At 60.2% G+C, this 19,932-nt stretch carries 21 protein-coding genes and 1 pseudogene; 11 read left to right on the forward strand and 11 right to left on the reverse strand.

Going from position 1 to position 19,932, the window contains the following annotated elements; genetic code table 11:
- Positions 1-225: pseudogene (locus tag ACP7B1_RS21885) on the forward strand (homoserine dehydrogenase); the annotation flags it as partial.
- Positions 226-468: 243 nt separating this feature from the next.
- A complete protein-coding gene (locus ACP7B1_RS21890; RefSeq protein ID WP_346305366.1) occupies positions 469-828 on the forward strand; it encodes a hypothetical protein in 360 nt (119 codons plus the stop codon).
- A 12-nt stretch (positions 829-840) separates the two neighbouring features.
- Here the strand turns inward: ACP7B1_RS21890 and kynA are convergent, their stop codons facing one another.
- Genes kynA through ACP7B1_RS21905 form a run of 3 tightly spaced genes read right to left on the reverse strand, consistent with a single transcriptional unit; the run spans position 841 to position 3,678 of the window.
- Complete coding sequence (gene kynA, locus ACP7B1_RS21895; RefSeq protein ID WP_223614756.1) at positions 841-1,680, reverse strand: tryptophan 2,3-dioxygenase; 840 nt, start codon at positions 1,678-1,680, stop codon at positions 841-843.
- On the reverse strand, positions 1,677-2,912 hold the full coding sequence (gene kynU / locus ACP7B1_RS21900) for a kynureninase (protein ID WP_346305365.1): 1,236 nt from the start codon (positions 2,910-2,912) through the stop codon (positions 1,677-1,679). The genes kynA and kynU overlap by 4 nt, the downstream gene beginning before the upstream one ends.
- 22 nt (positions 2,913-2,934) lie before the next feature.
- On the reverse strand, positions 2,935-3,678 hold the full coding sequence (locus ACP7B1_RS21905; protein WP_223614754.1) for a GntR family transcriptional regulator: 744 nt from the start codon (positions 3,676-3,678) through the stop codon (positions 2,935-2,937).
- Between the two features lie 117 nt (positions 3,679-3,795).
- Here ACP7B1_RS21905 and ACP7B1_RS21910 point away from each other — a divergent pair, with 117 nt between their 5' ends.
- The 4 genes from ACP7B1_RS21910 (at position 3,796) to ACP7B1_RS21925 (ending at position 7,491) form a co-directional block, all read left to right on the forward strand.
- Positions 3,796-4,770, forward strand: a complete 975-nt coding sequence (locus ACP7B1_RS21910; RefSeq protein WP_346305364.1) for an ABC transporter substrate-binding protein — start codon at positions 3,796-3,798, stop codon at positions 4,768-4,770.
- A gap of 110 nt (positions 4,771-4,880) precedes the next feature.
- A complete protein-coding gene (locus tag ACP7B1_RS21915; protein WP_346305367.1) occupies positions 4,881-5,663 on the forward strand; it encodes an ABC transporter ATP-binding protein in 783 nt (260 codons plus the stop codon).
- A gap of 5 nt (positions 5,664-5,668) precedes the next feature.
- Positions 5,669-6,583, forward strand: a complete 915-nt coding sequence (locus ACP7B1_RS21920) for an ABC transporter permease (protein ID WP_346305363.1) — start codon at positions 5,669-5,671, stop codon at positions 6,581-6,583.
- Between the two features lie 83 nt (positions 6,584-6,666).
- Positions 6,667-7,491: an alpha/beta hydrolase gene (locus ACP7B1_RS21925; RefSeq protein WP_346305362.1), complete on the forward strand. Its 825-nt coding sequence runs from the start codon at positions 6,667-6,669 to the stop codon at positions 7,489-7,491.
- Between the two features lie 89 nt (positions 7,492-7,580).
- On the opposite strand, the gene ACP7B1_RS21930 is transcribed toward ACP7B1_RS21925, so the two are convergent.
- Positions 7,581-7,847 (reverse strand): helix-turn-helix domain-containing protein, encoded by a 267-nt coding sequence (locus ACP7B1_RS21930; protein ID WP_105733374.1) that lies wholly within the window; start codon positions 7,845-7,847, stop codon positions 7,581-7,583.
- A 265-nt stretch (positions 7,848-8,112) separates the two neighbouring features.
- Between ACP7B1_RS21930 and ACP7B1_RS21935 the strand changes: the two genes are divergently transcribed.
- Together ACP7B1_RS21935 and ACP7B1_RS21940 are read left to right on the forward strand one after the other, a co-directional pair.
- On the forward strand, positions 8,113-8,298 hold the full coding sequence (locus tag ACP7B1_RS21935; RefSeq protein ID WP_346305361.1) for a hypothetical protein: 186 nt from the start codon (positions 8,113-8,115) through the stop codon (positions 8,296-8,298).
- Positions 8,299-8,725: 427 nt separating this feature from the next.
- Positions 8,726-9,358 carry an outer membrane protein gene (locus ACP7B1_RS21940; RefSeq protein WP_346305360.1) on the forward strand — a complete coding sequence of 211 codons (633 nt, stop codon included), beginning with the start codon at positions 8,726-8,728 and terminating at the stop codon, positions 9,356-9,358.
- Positions 9,359-9,610: 252 nt separating this feature from the next.
- On the opposite strand, the gene ACP7B1_RS21945 is transcribed toward ACP7B1_RS21940, so the two are convergent.
- The 5 genes from ACP7B1_RS21945 to ACP7B1_RS21965 all read right to left on the reverse strand — a co-directional run bounded on the left by ACP7B1_RS21945 (position 9,611) and on the right by ACP7B1_RS21965 (position 14,458).
- Positions 9,611-10,810 carry an ABC transporter permease gene (locus ACP7B1_RS21945; protein ID WP_346305359.1) on the reverse strand — a complete coding sequence of 400 codons (1,200 nt, stop codon included), beginning with the start codon at positions 10,808-10,810 and terminating at the stop codon, positions 9,611-9,613.
- Positions 10,811-10,812: 2 nt separating this feature from the next.
- Entirely contained in the window at positions 10,813-11,532 is a 720-nt protein-coding gene (locus ACP7B1_RS21950; protein WP_346305358.1) for an ABC transporter ATP-binding protein, read from the reverse strand.
- On the reverse strand, positions 11,529-12,737 hold the full coding sequence (locus tag ACP7B1_RS21955; RefSeq protein WP_346305357.1) for an efflux RND transporter periplasmic adaptor subunit: 1,209 nt from the start codon (positions 12,735-12,737) through the stop codon (positions 11,529-11,531). Before ACP7B1_RS21955 ends, ACP7B1_RS21950 begins: the two co-directional genes overlap by 4 nt.
- Before the next feature lie 331 nt (positions 12,738-13,068).
- Positions 13,069-13,710 (reverse strand): 3-oxoacid CoA-transferase subunit B, encoded by a 642-nt coding sequence (locus ACP7B1_RS21960; RefSeq protein ID WP_346305356.1) that lies wholly within the window; start codon positions 13,708-13,710, stop codon positions 13,069-13,071.
- A 1-nt stretch (position 13,711) separates the two neighbouring features.
- Entirely contained in the window at positions 13,712-14,458 is a 747-nt protein-coding gene (locus ACP7B1_RS21965; RefSeq protein WP_223614744.1) for a CoA transferase subunit A, read from the reverse strand.
- Between the two features lie 82 nt (positions 14,459-14,540).
- On the opposite strand from ACP7B1_RS21965, the gene ACP7B1_RS21970 reads away from it, so the two are divergent.
- Positions 14,541-15,128 carry a LuxR C-terminal-related transcriptional regulator gene (locus ACP7B1_RS21970; protein ID WP_223614743.1) on the forward strand — a complete coding sequence of 196 codons (588 nt, stop codon included), beginning with the start codon at positions 14,541-14,543 and terminating at the stop codon, positions 15,126-15,128.
- Here ACP7B1_RS21970 and ACP7B1_RS21975 read toward each other — a convergent pair whose 3' ends face one another.
- The gene (locus ACP7B1_RS21975; RefSeq protein ID WP_223614742.1) at positions 15,129-15,677 is read right to left on the reverse strand and encodes a cupin domain-containing protein; all 549 of its coding nucleotides are present in this window, start codon (positions 15,675-15,677) and stop codon (positions 15,129-15,131) included. It abuts the gene before it with no gap.
- 150 nt (positions 15,678-15,827) lie between these two features.
- On the opposite strand from ACP7B1_RS21975, the gene ACP7B1_RS21980 reads away from it, so the two are divergent.
- Positions 15,828-17,156, forward strand: coding sequence for an aspartate aminotransferase family protein (locus tag ACP7B1_RS21980; RefSeq protein WP_346307979.1), 1,329 nt, complete (start codon positions 15,828-15,830; stop codon positions 17,154-17,156).
- On the opposite strand, the gene ACP7B1_RS21985 is transcribed toward ACP7B1_RS21980, so the two are convergent.
- Positions 17,157-18,371, reverse strand: coding sequence for an ROK family transcriptional regulator (locus tag ACP7B1_RS21985; RefSeq protein WP_346307980.1), 1,215 nt, complete (start codon positions 18,369-18,371; stop codon positions 17,157-17,159).
- 222 nt (positions 18,372-18,593) lie between these two features.
- Between ACP7B1_RS21985 and ACP7B1_RS21990 the strand changes: the two genes are divergently transcribed.
- A complete protein-coding gene (locus ACP7B1_RS21990) occupies positions 18,594-19,832 on the forward strand; it encodes an extracellular solute-binding protein (protein WP_403182024.1) in 1,239 nt (412 codons plus the stop codon).
- Positions 19,833-19,932: the final 100 nt, after the last annotated feature.

Consider the following 19,932-nt stretch of genomic DNA (forward strand, 5'->3'; position numbering starts at 1 on the left):
GGCGACACGCTCGATGCGATCGGCGAATATTGCTACCGCGCCTGGATCATGACGGCGCCGGAGGCGCGCGCCGCCGGAGCCATCCCCTGCGGCCTGTTGCAGGGTGGCACGGTGACGGCACCCATCGCCAAGGGCGCACTCATCACCAGCGCCAATGCCGCCCCCATCCCCGGCTCGAAGATCGTCGAACTCAGGCAGCGGCAGGACAAGCTCGTCTATGGCTGATTCGCGTCAAGCCGATTGACGCCACATTTGCGCCGTTCTGCCCCGGAGGGCGGGACGGCTTTTTATTTCGACCGTGAAACAAAATAACTTTATCATTTTAAAACAAAGGCTTGACGAATGCGTAGGCGATGAAAACCGCCCGCAAATAAACCTGTATAAAACCTGCATCTCCTTGAAAAAGCCGTGTCAAGTGCCAATATTAATAAATGGTTAACGACTGAGTCTTTGGTGCAGGAGAATGAAGTGCCAGCGTATCAAGTCAAATTTGCCTATCTGACCAAATACAAACAGACACGTCATCTGTTTCATCAGCTTGTCATTGCCGAAGACGAGGCCACGGCGCTTACCGAAGGCCGCAAGATGATGAACAGGCGCTCGCCCAATGCCCGAATCATGCATGAGTCCTGCGTTCTGCGCCCTGACAGCCAGGACGTCGAAAGCGCCACCGCCCAGGGCTGGGTGCTCAACGACAACTGGTGGTCACGGCCGATCAAGCCGGACGACGATCTGGCAGCCATTGCCAAGCACGGCTTTGCCCACAGCAACCACATTCACGCCAAGTCGGCGATGGACTGCGTCGCCATCGATAAATACGCCGCCTGATGCAATGCGGACCTAGAGTTCGGTCCGCATGCTCCACAATTCCGGAAACAGCACGACATCGAGCATCTTGCGCAGGTAATTGACGCCGGATGTTCCGCCCGTGCCGGTCTTGAAACCGATGATGCGTTCCACCGTGGTGACATGGTTGAACCGCCATCGGCGGAAATAATCCTCGAAATCCACCAGCTTTTCCGCCAGTTCATACAGCGGCCAGTGGGCCTCCGGCGAGCGGTAGACCACCAGCCAGGCATCGCGCACGCTGTCATTGGCCTCATAGGGCAGCGCGCAATCCCGCTCCAGCACCGCCGCGTCGATGGCAAAGCCCTTGCGGGCGAGCAGACGGATCGACTGGTCGTAAATGCTGGGCGCGCGCAGGATACCCTCCAGCCACGCATGAATATCGGGTCTGTGGGCGTGCGGGCGCATCATCGCGGCATTCTTGTTGCCGGCCAGAAACTCGATGGCGCGGTACTGGAACGACTGGAAACCCGATGACATGCCGAGCGCCTCGCGGAAGGTCGTGTACTCGCTCGGCGTCATGGTCCGGAGCACGTCCCAGGCGGAATTCAGCTGGTCGAGAATGCGCGAGACACGGCTGAGCATCTTGAACGACGGCGCAAGATCGTCTTTGGCAATGTGTTCGCAGACCGACATGAGTTCATGGATAACCAGCCGCATCCAGATTTCCGACGCCTGGTGCTGCACGATGAACAGCATTTCGTCATGGGCATCGGAGAGCGGTGCCTGTGCCGTCAATATCTTGTCGAGGCGCAGGTAGTCGCCATAGGACATGCGCCCGTCGAAGGACATCTGCGCGCCTTCCGTCTCCGGATTGTAGGGTGTGCGGCTCATGTGACGGCCTCCCTCACCTTGTATTTCGGCGCATCCCAGGCCCGTGTCGACAGAATGTCCCGCAGGATGGCAACCGCTTCGGACACTTCGGCAAAACTGAGATAAAGCGGCGTAAAGCCGAAGCGGATGATATCGGGCGCGCGGAAATCACCGATGACGCCGCGGGCGATCAGCGCCTGCATGATGGCATAGCCATTGTCGCAGGAATAGGAAACCTGGCTGCCGCGCTGATCGGGGTTGCGCGGCGTGACCAGCGTCAGGCCGAATTCTCCGGCAAAACCGTCGACTTCCTGAATGAAGAAATTGCACAGCGCCACGGACTTGGCCCGCAGCGCACCCATGTCCACCTCGTCCCACAGCGCCAGCGCCTCATCCATCGCCACCATGCCAAGCACGGAGGGCGTGCCGCACAGATACTGGTCAATGCTGTTTGACGGCGCATAGGATGATTCGAAGGCGAAGGGGGCGCGATGTCCGAACCAGCCGGACAGCGGCTGGCGAAAGCCGCCGTGATGGCACGGATTGACATAGAGAAACGCCGGAGCACCCGGACCCCCATTGAGATATTTATAGCCGCAGCCGATGGCAAAATCCGCGTCGGCTCCAGTCAGATCAATCGCCATGGCACCGGCGGAATGGGCGAGATCCCAGATGACGAGAATGCCCTTGTCATGCGCCGCTTTGGTGATCGCGGCCATGTCGTGCCGATAGCCCGTGCGATAGTTCACATGGGTCAGCATGAGAACGGCGACATCGTCCGCCAGCATCGCCGGGATATCGGCAGGCTTGTCAGCCAGCACAAGCCGGTGGCCCTGACCGATCTGCCTGGCGACACCCTCGGCGATATAGAGATCGGTCGGAAAATTCTCCCGTTCCGAGACAATCTTGCTGCGGCCCGGATTGAGGCTGAGCGCGGCGGACAGCACCTTGAACAGGTTGATGGAGGTGCTGTCGGCCGACACGACAGTGCCCTCCTGCGCCCCGATCAGGCGACCGATCCGGCCACCAACCTTTTGCGGCAGATGCACCCAGCCCGCCGTATTCCAGCTGCGGATGAGCTGATTGCCCCATTCCTCGCTGATCGTATGGGCCACGCGGGCTTTCACCGTCTTCGGCAGGGCGCCCAGTGAATTGCCATCGAGGTAAATCACCCCATCCGGCAGATCGAACCGCTCGCGGAAATGGCGCAGGGTATCCGTCTCATCCGAATGTGTTGCATTGATCCGTGTCATCGTCACTCTTCTCTTTGATCTGTCAGGCGGCCGTATCAAAACCGGCGATGCCGCTGGCTTTGGCAAGTTTCAGAAAGGCGTCCTTGGCAAGCCGCACATGGTCCAGCATCAGGGCCGCGGCCCTGGCCTTGTCACGGGCCAGCGCCGCTTCCATCAGGGCCGTGTGGGCATCGATCCCCAGCGCTTCGCGCGACAGGTTGCCGAGCGACTTGTCGCTGTTTTCCTGCGCGACACGGGTCAGGTGATCGATCCGCAGGATGATGTGGCGGCGATAGCGGTGCAGCTGGGCATGCAGTTGCTGGGCAAAGTTGAGCAGCCACTTTGACGACGCCCCGGCGATGAGCGCCATGTGAAATTCGGTGTGGGCGACGTCCCAGACATCGATTGCCTCGAACTGCGAAAAGGAATTGGGCACCTCGCAGGTCGACAGCCGGTAGTGTGCCCCGACGAGATTGGCCTCCCAGTCGCGGTCGCCGTTCTCGATGGAACTGACGAGGAGCTGGGTTTCGATGACAGACCGCGCCGCTTCGAGATCCTGCAGTTCCTCCAGGGTGACGATGGCCACGCGAAAGCCCTTGTTGGCCTCGGTGGTTACAAAGCTCTCCGCCTGCAGCCGGTTGAGCGCCTCGCGGACCGGCGTGGCACTGCTGCCGAGCTCAGCGGCCAGCGTGCGCAACCGCAGGGATTGCCCTGGTTGCAGGTCGCCGTTCAGGATGCGCGAGCGCAACGCTGTATAGAGGTTTTCCGACTTGATGCTTTCGGCCATTGCGTTCCCTCGGCCTTTGCCATTTTCTGTTTGTATATCATTTCACGTTTGTTATATTATTTTCAAGCCTGAGGAGGCGAGGCCAATAAAAAGCCAACAAAAAATGGAGAACAATCGATGATCGGTGCAAAATACGTCGTGCGGACAGCGCTTGCTGCAGCACTGGGAATGGGGCTTGGGCTCAGCGCAGCCTATGCGGAAACGAAGATCGGCATTGCGCAGTTCGGCAAGCATCCGCAGCTGGACGAGACCGTTACCGCCTTCAAGGCCGAACTGGTCAAGCTCGGCATTGCCGATGCGGTTTTCGATGAGCTGCAGGTGAATTTCGATGCAACGCTCATCCCGCAAATGGTGACGAAACTGGCTTCGGCCAATCCGAAACTGATCCTCGCCGTCACCACGCCGGTGGCACAGGGCGCCCGCCAGATCGTCGGCAACACCGGTACGCCGGTTGTTTTCGCCGCCGTGACCGATCCGGTCGTTGCCAAGCTGACACCCTCCTGGGAAGCCGGCGACAAGAACATGACCGGTGCGTCGGACCTGCAGGACGTCAACTCCGTCGTCAAGTTCATCAAACAGCTGCTGCCGGATGCCAAGCGTCTCGCCTATCTCTACAATCCGGGTGAAGACAATGACGTTGCCGTGCTGAAGCTGGTCAAGGAAGCTGCCGCGGCGCAGGGCCTGACCGTCGTGGAAGTCGGTCTCGACAATACCAATGACATTCCGATGCGCGTGAGCTCGCTCGCCGGCAAGGCCGATGTCATTTACGTACCGGCCTCGAACCTGGTGCAGCCGGCCGTTCCCGCTGTTGCCGCCGCAGCGCTCAGCATCAATATCCCGATCGTCAATGCCTCGGCCCAGGCCGTGCGTGACGGCCTTGTCGCCGCTGCCTTCGAAGTGTCCTACACCAAGGTTGGCCAGAACGCCGCCAAGCTTGCTGCCGAGATCATTGCCGGAAAGTCCGCTGCCAGCCTCGCACCGATCAAGCCGTCCTACGCGGATCACGCGGCGCTGATCAACGAGAAGGTCCTGGAGAAAACCGGGCATAAAGCCCCGGACTCCCTCAAGGATTGCGGCTGTTTCGTCAAATAAGCCTTCTCCTATCGTCTGCAAACATATAGTTCCTGCGCCATCACAGGCGCAGGAACTTTTGACACGGGGCGCTTCGTCCTGGTTTGAGGGGCTCAAACATGACTACCAACATGCTTGCCGTAACGGGCGGCACAAAGATTTTCTATCGCGGCACGCTGGATGAACGCCGGGCGCTTGATGGCTTGAACATCGCGCTCAAACCGGCCGACTTCTGCATCGTCATCGGCAGCAATGGCGCGGGCAAGTCCAGTTTTCTCAACGCCGTTTCCGGCAAACTGCCGCTCGATGCCGGACGGATCACGATTGACAGCCAGGATGTCACCAAGCTGAACGCGCATCGCCGTGCGCAGTTCATTGCCCGCGTGTTCCAGGACCCGATGATCGGCACAGCGCCGACCATGACCATCGGCGAGAACATGCTGCTGGCCGAACTGCGCGGCAAGCCGCGCGGCTTCTCCTACGGGCTGACCGCGCCGCGCAAGGCCAAGTATCGTGAACAGCTCGCGGAACTCAATCTCGGCCTGGAAAACCGGCTGGACATGCCGGTCGGGCTCTTGTCCGGCGGCCAGCGCCAGTCGCTATCGCTGGTGATGGCGGTGTCGACCCGGCCCAAACTGCTGCTGCTCGATGAGCATACGGCCGCGCTCGATCCGCGCACCGCCAAGCTGGTGATGGACACAACCGTGCGCGCCGTCGAGGAACTGAAGCTGACCACGCTGATGGTCACGCACAATATGGAACATGCGATCAAGTACGGCAACAAGATCGTCATGATGGATGCAGGCAAGGTTCTGCTTGAGATCGGACAGGAGGAGAAACGCGGCATTACCGTACCCGACCTCATTGACCGGTTTCACACCAAATCCGACGCCATCGCATTGCAGGGGAGTTGAGCAGCATGCTGGACATTCTTACCAGTTTCTACGGTCTCATTCCCGTCACGATAGCGCAAAGCCTGATCGTCGCCTTCGTGGTGCTCGGCGTGATGCTGCCGTTCCGCATCCTGAATTTCCCGGATCTGACATCGGAAGGCGCCTTCCCGCTCGGCGGCTGCGTCTGCGGCACGCTGATCAGCATGGGCGTCAATCCGTTTCTGGCCTGCGGCGTCGCGCTTGTCTGCGGCTTTCTCGCCGGCTGCACCACGGCATTCATCCACCTGCGCTTCAAGATCAACACGCTGCTCGCCGGCATCCTCGTCATGACGATGCTCTACAGCATCAATCTGCGCATCATGGGCCGCACAAACATTCCGCTCTTCACCTATGACACGGTCTTCACCATTCTTGCCGGCCCGTCGGCCAACGTTCCCTGGGTGAAAATCCTGATCGTCGGCGCCCTGATTGCCCTGGTTGTCGGCCTGATGCTGTATTTCTTCATGTCGGAAAAGGGCACCTCGATGCGCGCCGTCGGCGCAAGCCCTGACATGGCAGAAGCACAGGGCATCAATGTCGGTATCGCCACCATCATGGGCGTCGGCGTTGCCAGTGCGCTTTCGGCAACGGGCGGCAGCATCATGGTGCAGACGCAAGGTTTCGTCGACGTCAACATGGGCTTCGGCATCCTGATCAACGGCCTTGCCGCGCTGATCATCGGCGAAGCGATCACCGGACGGCAAACCATCCTGCGCCAGGTCATGGCGCCGGTGGTCGGTTCGATCGTCTATTACCAGCTGATTTCCTTCTGCCTGACGCTTGGTCTGGCCCCGGCCGATCTGAAATTCGCCACCGGCGCATTCGTTCTGCTGATGCTGGCCTTGCCCAACCTGCGCAAATCCGGCTCCGGTACGCAGATTCGCGAAAAGATACGGGAATAGACAACCCGCACGATGAACCCGGCATTTTGCGCCGGGTTCGTCCTCTGATAGTCTTGGGCAACGGCATCGTTGGGGGAACCGTCATGAGCGCGAAATTCGACTGGGACGCCGCCTATTCCAATGGCGCCTACATCCCCGGGGGAAATGATTTTCCACCGAAATGGAAGGGGCTTGCCGCGGACTTTCGGACGGAAATGACAACCGCCGGCCGGCTGAGGGCCGATATCGGCTACGGTCCGCATGAACGCAATGTCCTCGATCTCTTCATGCCGCGCGGCGAGGCGAAGGGCCTCGTCGTGTTCGTGCACGGCGGATTCTGGATGAGTTTCGACAAGTCGGCGTGGTCGCATCTGGCAAAGGGGCCGCTCACGCACGGGTTTGCCGTCGCCATCCCATCCTATGTGCTGTGCCCGCAGGCCCGCATCAGCGACATCACCGTGCAGATTGGCACCGCCATTACCCATGCCGCGGGAGAAGTCCCCGGACCGGTTCACCTGACGGGCCATTCGGCGGGCGGGCATCTCGTCGCGCGGATGGTGTCGTCCACCTCGCCGCTCGGGCAGCCTATTCGCCATCGCATCCGCAAAACGGTGCCCATATCGGCGCTCGGCGATCTGCGTCCCCTGATGAAGACGCGGATGAATGAAACGTTTCATCTCGATGCTGTCGAGGCGCGGCTGGAGAGCCCTGCCCTGCTCGAACCGCAGGAAGGCATTGACGTGACAGCCTGGGTCGGCGGCGCGGAACGGCCGGAATTCGTGCGCCAGAGCACACTGCTGGCCAATATCTGGTCGGGCTTCGAGTGTCACGCGGATGTGGTGGAAGAGCCGGGAAAACATCATTTCGATGTGATTGACGGCTTGGCCGATGGCGAGCACCCGCTGACGCGTACGCTGCTCTGCCTGTAGCCAGGGAATCACCAGAATCAAAAGACTGCCAGAGTTGGGATTTGGCTCTGGCAGTCTTTTGGATTTTTTGATTTAAAAAATCAATTATTTCATGCGCTTAGACGTTTTGAGACGTCAGGCGTCATGGCATTTGCCGGCAGCCCGAGGGCATGGGCAATGCGTTCCAATTTCGTCGGGTCGGAATTCTGCCCGCTTTCAATTGTATCAATTTCAAGGGTTGTAAGACCGCACGCAACGGCCAAATCCTCTACGGAATATCCGAATTGTTCGCGGAACGCCCTAACAATGTTTGTACCATTGGCTATCGCCGTGGAAATGGCTTCTGGCAATGAATAGTCGCCGACGGTTGTGCTCATCGCTTTGCTCCTAACGTGAATGGTTGGTTAACAAATCGGAAGGCAGAACTTATACGTCCATCGTCTTCGATCAAGCCTTTTATCAGCGATCACCAAAAACGTGATCGCAAAGCTCCGTCCGAACATGCCTTATTTAGGCACCAGATGTCAGTAGAATACTGTAATTCGCGGAATGTTAACTCGACCAATTCCTAAAGAATATCAGTGGATTGTTACGCCACTGTGTCACTTGTGACAGGCTATATATAGGAAAGATGCGGCGGAAATGAACCATCACCCCCTGAAATATTTCAAACCGGTATTTTTGACGCTCGCCGCAGGCCTTTCCCTGCTGACGGGATGCGCAGGCGGTGTCTATTACGATACGTTCCGGTATGATGCGACCTGCGTCGACACGGATTCGCGCCACCCGGAGCGGGGTCCGGTCTGCGTGGTGGAAAAGACCCGTTAAACCCGTCCGGGGATCGCGGCGGCGCCAGGCACAGGGTGCACCTTGCGGCATACCGGCGAACAGCGCCTGACACGCCGAATGCCGTTTTTGCTTAAGAAATCGTAAACAAAAACGCTATAAATTATTGAAATATATAATAAAATTTCTCATTTTCCCATTCTGTGCAATGTGGATGCAATCTTCAATTGCAAAATAAACCATGTCTTCCGGCGCAAGAGGTATTGCCGGAAGTGGGGTGGTCGATTGCAGGGGTTTTGCGTCAGTTTCGGTGGCCATTTCATGGATCGGGCGATCATCGCGCCGGAAGACATCTGTACCAGAGCGTGATCAACCCAAGTGTATCAGGCTCTCAGGAGTTGAACCCGCGCATCAACATGTCGCCGGACAGTTCGGTGGATCATGCGCTTGTATGTTTGGAGTAATGCGAATGTCCTCTCAGAGAAAGACTGTCTTGCTCGCCGGCGCCTTTGCGCTGGCAGCCTTATCAACCGGGACGGCGATGGCCGCCGATCTCTACAATTCCGCACCGGCCTATCGTGATCCGCCCGCCTCCCAGTGGAGCGGCGCATATATCGGCGCCCATGGCGGAACCGCCTTTACCAAGTTTCCCAACCCCTTCGCCGACAGAAACGGCTGGAGCGGCGGTATCCAGGGCGGCTACAACTACCAGATGGGACCGGCTGTCCTCGGTGCCGAAGTGGAAGGCTCCTATCTCGGCGGTGCCGAGCACAAGGTCCTTGGCGGCAAGGTCGAAGAAAAATGGCGCGCCGCCGCCAAGGCCAAGGCGGGCCTGACCTTCAACCAGACGCTTGTCTTCGGAACGGCCGGTGTGGCCATGACCAAATTCGATTCCGGCGACAAGGTGCGTGACACCAGCGGCTGGAAGACCGGTTATCTCGTCGGCGCCGGCGTTGAACAGGCCTTTGCCGGCGGCCTGTCGGCCAAGATTGAATACAACTACATCCACACGCCCAATGTGAAGGCAACGTCGGCTCTCGGCCGCAGCGAGACCGACATTGGCAGTCATGAGCTTAAAGCCGGTCTCAACTACCGGTTCTGACGACAACGCATGATCCCGGTGGCGCAAAGGCCGCCGGGATCATGTCCGACCGCATTCCGCAGCGCCGTGGATTTCAGTCCCGTCCACGCGCTTGCGGTGTAGAAGTGCCTATCCATCATGGGCACTGTTCGGAGAGAGAATGGTCAAGGCACTTGCAGGGATCCCGCCCATCAGTCCCTGCCGCCAAGACTGTTTTCTCTCCGTTCTGTTTAGGGGTCTTTCCTGCTCAAACAGGACACATGGCTACCGGCGCTACTCATAGCGCAGTGCGTCGATGGGATTCATCCGCGCGGCGCGGCGCGCCGGGAAATAGCCGAACACCACGCCGATCAGGGCGGAAAAGCCGAAGGCGATGAGGACGATCGACGGATCGAAGACGAACGGCACCCCCATCAATGTCACCGCGGTAAAGGCGAGCGCCAGGCCGATCACCGTGCCGATCAGGCCGCCGAACAGGCAAAGCACGATGGCCTCGACCAGAAACTGCGTCAGCACCTGCCCTTCCGTGGCACCGATGGCCAGGCGCACACCGATCTCGCGGGTGCGCTCGGTGACGGAGACCAGCATGATGTTCATGATGCCGATGCCACCGACCAGCAGGCTGACCGCAGCGATGGACGACAGGAGCCCGGTCAGGATCACGGTGGTCATGGAAACGATGCCAAGAATCTGGCTGAGATCGGTCACCTCGAAATCCCGGTCGCCCGACTGGCGGATTTTACGGCGTTCCTTGAACAGGTCCTCAAGCGCCGTCTTGACCGGTGTCGTTGCCCCATCCCTGGCCGAAACCGTTATCAGGGAGACATCGGTCGAACCGGCAATGCGCCGCTGGAACATGCGGAATGGGATGAGGACCATGTTGTCCTGATCCTGCCCGTCGATTGCCTTGCCCTTGGAGACCAGCGTACCGATGACTTCGCAGGAAATGCGGTTGACGCGGATGCGCTCGCCGTCCGGAATGCTGTTGCCGAACAGGACCCTTTGCACCGTCGCACCGATGATGCAGACGGAGCGGCCGCTGCGCTCCTCCGATTCCAGAAAATTGCGGCCCGTGGCAAGCTGCCAGTTCATGGTGGTGAAGTAATCGTTGGTGGAACCGACGATCGATGCCGTCCGGCTGTTGCCCTCGCGGATGGCGGTGCCCGAGACCTGGCCGAGCGGCGCCACAGCGGCGACGCCCGGCACCTGGTCGCGGATCGCATCGACATCCCGGATATCGAATGTGCGCGGCGGCAGGGTCGACCGGCGCTCCGGATTGCCGGGCGATACGAACAGCAGATTGGTGCCGAGCTTGGAGATTTCGCCGGTCACCCTCTGGCGCGTGCCATTGCCGACGGTGACCATCGCGATCACCGCGCCGACGCCGATGACAATGCCCAGCATCGTCAGGAAGGAGCGCATCATGTTGCGCGACATGGAGTGCAGTGCCAGCCGGAACGCTTCAAGCAGCATGGTTATATATCCTGTCTGCGTTCGTCGCTCTGGATGTGACCATCGACAAAGCGGATGATGCGCTTGGCGTAGGCGGCGATATCCGGCTCGTGCGTGACCATGATCACGGTGATGCCGCTGTCGCGGTTAAAGCCGGAGATCAGTTCCATGATCTCGACACTCGTCTTCGTGTCGAGATTGCCGGTCGGCTCGTCGGCGAGCAGCACCTGCGGGTTGGTGACGATGGCGCGGGCAATCGCCACACGTTGCTGCTGGCCGCCCGACAATTCCGAAGGGACATGATTGGCGCGTGCCGCCAGCCCCACCTGCCGCAATGCTTCCAGTGCGCGCTTGCGCCGCTCCGCAGCGCCCATGCCGCGATAGATGAGGGGCAGCTCCACATTCTCCACGGCGGATGTGCGGCGCAGGAGATTGAACCCCTGGAAGACGAATCCCAGCAATTCGCGCCGCAGCGTCGTCTGCTGATGCCGGTCGAGCTGGTCGATGCCGGTGCCGCCGAACAGATACTGCCCGGTGCTTGGCCGGTCGAGACAGCCGATCAAATTCATCGCCGTCGACTTGCCGGAACCCGACGGCCCCATGATGGCAACGAAATCGCCCCGTTCGATGGCAAAGTCTACCCCGGCCAGAGCGTGGACCGCCGCTTCGCCCGCTCCATAACTCTTGGTGATCCGGCGGAATTCGATCAGCGGCACGGCTTTTTGCACGGACTGGATGGTCATTTGGGCGGCGTGCTCGCTGCCACGATGACCTCGTCGCCTTCCTTGACGCCGCCCGAGAGCACGATGGTGTTGCGCCCGTCCGTCGCCCCGGCGCGCACCTCGATTTTTTCCGGCTTACCCGCACGAAGCACCCAGACGGACCGCTGCACACCGGCTTCCTTCTTCACCGTGTCGGGGATGCTTGCCGTCTGCTCGGGGCTCTCGCTTGCCTCGGTTTTCGCCGGCGCGCTGGGCGGCGCAAAACGCAGGGCGGCATTCGGCACCAGCAGGGCATCCTTGACCTCCCTGACCTTGACATAGGCTGTCGCCGTCATGCCGGGACGCAGGGCAAGGTCGTCATTCTCGACGGCCAGCATCGCCTTGTAGGTCACGACATTCGATACGGTTTCCGGCTGGAACCGGATATTGACGATCTTCGCCGGGAATGTCCGGTCCGGATAGGCATCGACGTTGAAGGTTGCGTCCTGCTGCGGCTTGACGAGACCGACATCGGCTTCGTCGACATTGACCTGCAGCTGCATCTTCTTCAGGTTGCCGGCGAGCTTGAACAGCACGGGCGCCTGAAAGGCCGCGGCCACCGTCGCCCCCGGATCGACCGAGCGGCTGAGCACGACGCCGTCGATCGGCGAAACGATCTTGGATTTGCGCAGGGAGGTCTCGTTGACCTGCAGTTCCGCTTCCGAAACGGCTACCTCCGCATTGGCGACGTCGAGCGCGGCGACGGCCGAGTCATATTCCGACTTGGCCACGTCCAGCTCGCGCACCGATGAAACCTTGCTGTCCTGCAGCGATGTCATGCGCTCGAACGCGTTCTTCTTGGCCGCAAGCGTCGCCTGCGACTGCACGACCCGCGCACGCGATGCCAGAAGTTTTGACTTCGAGCTCTCGATGTTGGTCCTGATCGTGTCGATATCCAGCGTTGCCAGCACGTCGCCTTTGGCGACAAAACTGTTGTAGTCGACCAGAACGGTGCGCACGGTGCCGGAGAGCTCGCTGGACACATCCACCTGTTCGGTCGGCTGAACGGTTCCGGTCGCCGATACGGTGATGGAAAGCGTGCCCCTGGTCAGCGGCTTCTGGGTGTAGTCATAATGGGTTCCGCGCGAAAACCAGCTCACCGCCGCCAAAGCCAGGATGACGAGAAGCCCTCCGCCAAACAGAAAGGGATGCCTGCGAAAGACGTTCCGCCGGCTCTTATTGTCCACAATGGAAGCCAGAGTCTTGCTCAGATCGGGTTGGTTTGTTGAGGAATCCACGCCGTTACGCCATTCGCTTGATCGGTTGCATGATACGCCAAAGCGCTTCGGGTGAGATAAGCGCACAAAAAACAGACTTCAATGCGATGGCCTTTTTACTATTGACCGCCTGCACGGGCGGTCGTCATTCATCCTGGCCCTGATCATCGCAGGACGAGATTGCGTCAGCATTGCAGACCAATTGCCGATAAAACGGGGGTAAAATGGCCGCGCCCCCGCTGAAAAGCAGCGAGCCGGCAGAGGATCACGCTCTGCCGGCTCGCATGACACGTAAAATATCTTACAGGGCGACGTCGAATGCCGCCTGTGTCTTTGCCTTGATTTCATCGACTGTCACGCCGGGCGCTATCTCGACGAGCGTCATCTTCGGTTCACCGCGCCGCTCGATCGTGAAGACGCCAAGATCGGTGATGACGAGATCGGTGACGCGCTGTCCCGTGAGCGGAAGCGTGCATTCTTCCAGAAGCTTGGCCTCGCCCTTGGCCTCATGCTCCATGACAACGACGACCTTCTTGACACCGGCCACCAGGTCCATGGCGCCGCCCATGCCCTTGACCATCTTGCCCGGAACCATCCAGTTGGCCAGATCGCCATTGCGCGCCACCTGCATGGCACCAAGGATCGACAGGTCGATGTGCCCGCCGCGGATCATGCCGAAACTGTCGGCACCGGAGAAATAGCTGGTCGTCGGCAGTTCGGTGATGGTCTGCTTGCCCGCATTGATGAGGTCGGCATCCTCCTCGCCCTCATAGGGGAACGGGCCCATGCCGAGCATGCCGTTCTCGCTCTGCAGCTGAACGCTCATGCCGGTCGGGATGTAGTTGGCGACAAGGGTTGGAATGCCGATGCCGAGATTGACGTAGAAACCGTCCTGCAGTTCTTTCGCGGCCCGTTCGGCCATCTGATCACGTGTCCAGGCCATCTCAGTTCACCTCGCTTGCAGCGACAAGACGCGGACGGGTCGTCCGTTGTTCGATATGTTTGACAGGGTTCGGCACATGCACGATGCGCTTGACGAAAATGCCCGGCGTGTGGACATGGTCGCCGTCGATCTTGCCGGCATCGACCAGGTTTTCCACTTCGGCAATCGTCACCTTGGCGGCTGTCGCCATGATCGGATTGAAATTGCGGGCGGTCTTGCGGTAGACGAGATTGCCTTCCGTATCGCCCTTGAAGGCGTGAACGATGGACAGGTCGGCAAACAGGCCGCGTTCCATCACATAGGACTCGCCATCGAACTCGCGCACGTCCTTGCCGTCGGCAATGATGGTGCCGACGCCGGTCTTGGTGAAGAACGCGGGAATACCTGCGCCACCGGCGCGGATGCGTTCGGCCAGCGTGCCCTGCGGGTTGAATTCCAGCTCCAGTTCGCCGGAAAGATACTGCTGGGCGAACAGTTTGTTCTCGCCGACATAGGACGAGATCATCTTGCGGATCTGCCTGGTTTCCAGAAGCACGCCAAGGCCGATGCCGTCAACGCCCGCATTGTTGGAAATGACCGTCAGATTCTTCACGCCGGAATCGCGGATCGCATAGATCAGGGCTTCCGGAATGCCGCACAGGCCAAAGCCGCCCGCCATGATCGTCATGCCGTCAAACAGCACGCCATCCAGCGCATCGCTTACATTTGATCGTACTTTTTTCAAGAACACTCTCCCATTGTTCTGCATCCTCTGCGGCAGGGTCTGAACGCTGCCGTTGCCGCAACGGTATGGCTTGTCTTGATGGCACAGGTAGTCGTATTAATACTGCATGACCACAGCCGAGTTTCCTATCTCCGACATTGCCGTTTCAGGAAGCGCAAAACGCTTCGTTTTGACCGACATGCCGGTGCCGATGGTCTATGCGACACACCGTATCATACGCGATTGCAATTTCGAATTCGCCGAGACCTTCGGCTATGAACGCGGCGAACTGATCGACCAGAGTTTTAGCCGCCTCTATCCCAAGATCACCGACTTCGTGCGTACAGGAGAAATGTGGCGAACGAATTTCGCCGGCGGGCGCGTCTATTACGACGAGCGGGTGATGCGGCGGCGCGACGGCGCTAGCTTCTGGTGCCGGGTGCGCGGACGCAGCGGCAACCACGCCGATCCCTTTGCCGAAGCGCTCTACTGCTTCGAGCCGATGAACCGGACGGTGGCAGGCAATGCCAGCCTCATTTCCGACAGGCAGAAGCAGGTGCTGACGCTTGTTTCCCAAGGCAAGACCAATGCGCAGATCGCCCTGGAAATCGGCCTGTCGAAACGCACCATCGAGGCGCACCGCGCCCGCATCATGCGCGCGTTCGGGCTGCACAACAGCGCCGAACTCATCGCCTGGTTTTCGTCCCTGCGCTGATCAGAACGTCGGCGGCGTGCAGGCGCTGACGACCTCGCAGGGATTGGGGCCGACACAGCGGAAGCGGTGCGGCTGGCGGCTTTCGAAATAATAGGCGTCGCCCGGGCCGAGAATGCGCCGCTGGTCGTCGACGGTCACTTCAATCCGCCCGCTGATGACGACACCGCCCTCTTCCCCCTCGTGCACGAGCATGACCCGGCCCGTATCGCCGCCGGGTTCATAGCGCTCTTTCAGGATCTGCAGGGCACGGCCGAACAGGTTCTCGCCGATTTGCAGATAGGAGATGTTGCCCTTGCCGATTTCGACCAGTTCACCCGCCTCGTAGAACACCTTCTGCTTGCGGTCCGGTTCAAGGGCGAAGAATTCGGACAGGCCGATGGGAATGCCATCAAGAATGCGCTTGAGCGCACCGACCGAGGGATTGGTCTGATTGGACTCGATCAGCGAGATGGTGGAGTTGGTCACGCCCGCCCGCTTGGCCAGTTCGCGCTGCGACAGGTTGTGCCTTTGCCGCAGGAAACGCAGACGCCCGCCCAGATCAATTTGCATCGGATGCCCCTCTGGCTGTTCTACATGTTCGATATAATGAATTTATGAATGACGTATTCAGTAAAATCAACGCTTTATGTGAACATAGAAAAGGACTTGTTGGTGAATAGAAAGCATGGCTCCCTGTGATGAGAAGAGGAGTCGCCCCACATGCTCATGAGCAATACACCATCACTCGAAAATTATTGGATGCCATTCACGGCGAACCGGCAGTTCAAGGCAGCGCCGCGCCTGCTCGCCTCCGCCAAGGGCATGTACTACACCGATGTCGATGGCGGACAGGTGCTGGACGGCACGGCGGGCCTCTGGTGTGTCAATGCCGGGCACGGGCGCGAAAAGATTGCCGACGCCGTGGCGCGCCAGTTGATCACCATGGACTATGCGCCTTCGTTCCAGATGGGCCACCCCCTCGCCTTCGACTTTGCCGAAAAACTTGCGGCGCACGCGCCGGGCGGCAAGAAGGCCGGCCTGACAAAAGTATTCTTCACCGGCTCCGGCTCGGAATCTGTCGATACCGCGCTGAAGATCGCCATCGCCTATCAGCGCGCCATTGGACAGGGCACGCGCACCCGGGTCATCGGCCGTGAGCGCGGCTATCACGGCGTCGGCTTCGGCGGCATTTCCGTCGGCGGCCTTGTCAACAACCGCCGCGTCTTTCCGCTCCTGCCAGGCACCGACCACATCCGCCACACGCACGATCCCGTCCGCAACGCCTTCGTCAAAGGCCTGCCTGAACACGGCGCGGATCTGGCCGACGATCTGGAGCGGCTGGTCGCGCTGCACGGCGCCGAAACCATTGCCGCAGTCATCGTCGAACCGGTTGCGGGGTCAACCGGCGTTCTCCTGCCGCCGAAGGGCTATCTCGAGCGTTTGCGCGCGCTCAGCCAGAAGCATGGCATCCTGCTGATTTTCGATGAAGTCATCACGGGCTTCGGCCGCCTCGGCACCCCATTTGCCGTGGACTACTTCGGCGTGGTGCCCGATCTCGTCACCACCGCCAAGGGCCTGACCAACGGTGCCGTCCCCATGGGCGCGGTGTTTGCCAGCGAAACCATTTACGACGCGCTGATGCATGGCCCGGAGAGCCAGATCGAGCTTTTCCACGGCTATACCTATTCCGGGCATCCCGTCGCCTGCGCCGCCGGTCTGGCCACGCTGGAAGTCTACGAGGAGGAAGGACTTCTGACCCGCGCCGCTGATGTGGCAGAGCACTGGCAGGATGCGATCCACAGTCTCAAGGGCCTGCCCGGTATTGTCGACATCCGCACCATCGGCCTGGTTGCCGGCATAGAACTCGCCTCGCGTCCCGACGCTGTGGGTGCTCGCGGCTACGGTGTCTTCACCGACTGCTTCAAGAAAGGCCTGCTGGTGCGCGTCACCGGCGATATCATCGCCCTGTCGCCACCATTGATCGTCGAGAAGGAACAGATCGACACCATCGTGTCGATGCTGGGCGACGCCATCAAAAACGCCGCCTGATCAGGGCGTTTTCAGAATTGCCGAGAAGCGCGGGTCAAAGGCCCGCGCGATCGGTTCCGCTGCCGCTCCCAAGGCGACTGACCAAGGATCAGCGAGCCCTGCCTGAAGGCGGGGCTCGGGGTAGCGGAGAGCCCGGTCCGCGATCGACGGCATCAGGGGTCCCATCCGCTCGATCAGGCGGTCAATCAGCGCTTTGGGCGCGCCGCCGCACAGAATGGTGGTCTGCGGATCGAATATCGATTCCAGCATCTGGACAGTCCGGCGCAAACGGTCCGCCGCGTTGTCGATCCAGCGCTCCACTTCGGGACCGCCACTGACCACCGCATCGGTGACCAGTGCGAAAAGCCGGGGGTCCGAAGGATCGATACCCAGCACATTGCACAGGGAGGCCATGGATGTGTAGTGCTCCAGCGGCTCGACATTCGCATCGTCGCCGGGAGCCAGTGCCAGCATCATGCCGATCTCGCCGGCATTGGAGTAGGCGCCGCCATAGATCTCGCCATTGAGGATCAGCCCGGCGCCGAGACCATAGCCGAGATAAATGCACACGACATGGTCAAGGCCATGGGCGGCGCCCAGCAGCCTTTCCGCCGTTGCCGCCGCCGAGGCATCGTTCTGCAGGGCAACTTCGAGGCCGGTGCCTTCCGCTATCCGTTCGGCCAGCGGAAAGTTCTGCCAGGCTGTCATCATCCATGGATCGTCATAGAGCTCATTGATGCCGAAGGGCCCGGGCATGGCAAGGCCGAGCCCGACAAGCTTTCTCGCCGCATGCGGGAATTGCGCCGTCAGCGTTTCACAGGCCTTTTTGACGATATCGAGAATGACAAGAACCCCTTCCGCCGGGCCGCCGGAGGGCAATTTGGATTCCGTCTGCACCAGCACGTCGCCAACCAGGTTGACGATGACCGTGCGCGTGACATGCCGGTCGATCTGCAAGCCGACCGCGAAAGCGCCATCGGGTACCAGATGATACGGTGTGGCAGGCTGGCCCCGGCCCTTACGGACACTGGCCTGCGACTGCACGAGCCCGTCCCGGGCCAGTTCCTCGATGATGTTGGACACGGTCTGCGGGGTCAGTCCGGTGGCACGGGCAAGGTCAGCGCGGGACAAGGCGCCATTGACCCGCAGCGCATCGATCATGATGCGACGGTTGTGCGCGCTCGCACCACCCAGATTGGTTCCGCTCTTGGCCCGGATCGATTTTCTCGCGTCCATTCCGCCCCCTCTTGACACCAGATCAATATTGATCAAGAAATAAGTCAAAACAATTGATTTAATCAAAAGACCGCAAGAGTCTTGGGGAACGTGAGCACTGGCTGGACGTAGGCACGTCGCGGACAGTCCTGAATGACAAAAGCTCCCGCGCATAATGACCACCAACCGGCACCCGTTCATCACGGACAGGTTCCGGGCCACAAGAGCCAAATAGGAGGTACCATGTTGAAATCCATCCAGACCGCGCTGCTTGGCGCAACACTTCTGGGAGCAGCGCTTGCCTCTCCCGCCCATGCAGAAACCAAGATCAACGCGCTTTTCATGGCGCAGGCTGCCTATAGCGAAGCCGATGTCCGCGCGATGAGCGAGGCCTTCACCAAGGCCAATCCGGATGTCACCGTCAACCTCGAATTCGTGCCCTATGAAGGCCTGCATGACAAGACCGTCCTGGCCCAGGGCTCGGGCGGCGGTTACGACGTGGTTCTGTTCGATGTGATCTGGCCGGCGGAATACGCCACCAACAAAGTGCTGCTCGACGTCTCGGACAAGATTACCGGCGACATGAAGACCGGCGTGCTTCCCGGTGCATGGACCACGGTGGAATATCAGGGCAAGCGCTATGGCATGCCATGGATTCTCGACACGAAGTACCTGTTCTACAACAAGGAAATCCTCGAAAAGGCAGGCATCAAGAACCCGCCTAAGACCTGGGCGGAACTGACCGAGCAGGCCAAGACCATCAAGGACAAAGGCCTCCTGGCAACACCGATCGCCTGGAGCTGGTCGCAGGCGGAAGCCGCCATCTGCGATTACGCCACGCTGGTGAGTGCCTATGGCGGCAGCTTCATCAAGGACGGCAAGCCCGTCTTCCAGTCGGGCGGCGGCCTCGATGCCCTCAACTACATGGTCGACAGCTACAAGTCCGGCCTGACCAACCCCAACTCCAAGGAATTCCTGGAAGAGGACGTGCGCCGCGTATTCCAGAACGGCGAAGCCGCCTTCGCGCTCAACTGGACCTATATGTACAACATGGCCAATGATCCGAAGGACAGCAAGGTTGCCGGCAAGGTCGGCGTTGTTCCCGCGCCGGGTATCGATGGCAAGAGCGCCGTCTCCGCCGTCAACGGTTCGATGGGCCTCGGCGTCACCTCCACCAGCAAGCACCCCGATGAGGCCTGGAAGTATATTGCGTTCATGACCTCGCAGCAGACACAGAACCAGTATGCCAAGCTGAGCCTGCCGATCTGGGCATCATCCTATGCGGATCCCGCGGTCTCCAAGGGCCAGGAAGAGCTGATTGCCGCCGCCAAGCAGAGCCTTGCGGTGATGTATCCGCGCCCGACGACGCCAAAATATCAGGAGCTGTCGACCGCCCTGCAGCAGGCCGTGCAGGAATCGCTGCTCGGCCAGGCCAAGCCGGAAGATGCGCTCAAGACAGCCGCCGCAAACAGCGGCCTGTGATACCGCGACGTGCTGCTTCACCCCCCTCTGCCCTGCCGGGCATCTCCCCCACAAGGGGGGGAGATCACATCGACATGAAGCTCTTGACCGATTTGTCATG

Source organism: Phyllobacterium sp. SL163 (genome assembly GCF_049896885.1).
Classification (GTDB): domain Bacteria; phylum Pseudomonadota; class Alphaproteobacteria; order Rhizobiales; family Rhizobiaceae; genus Phyllobacterium; species Phyllobacterium calauticae.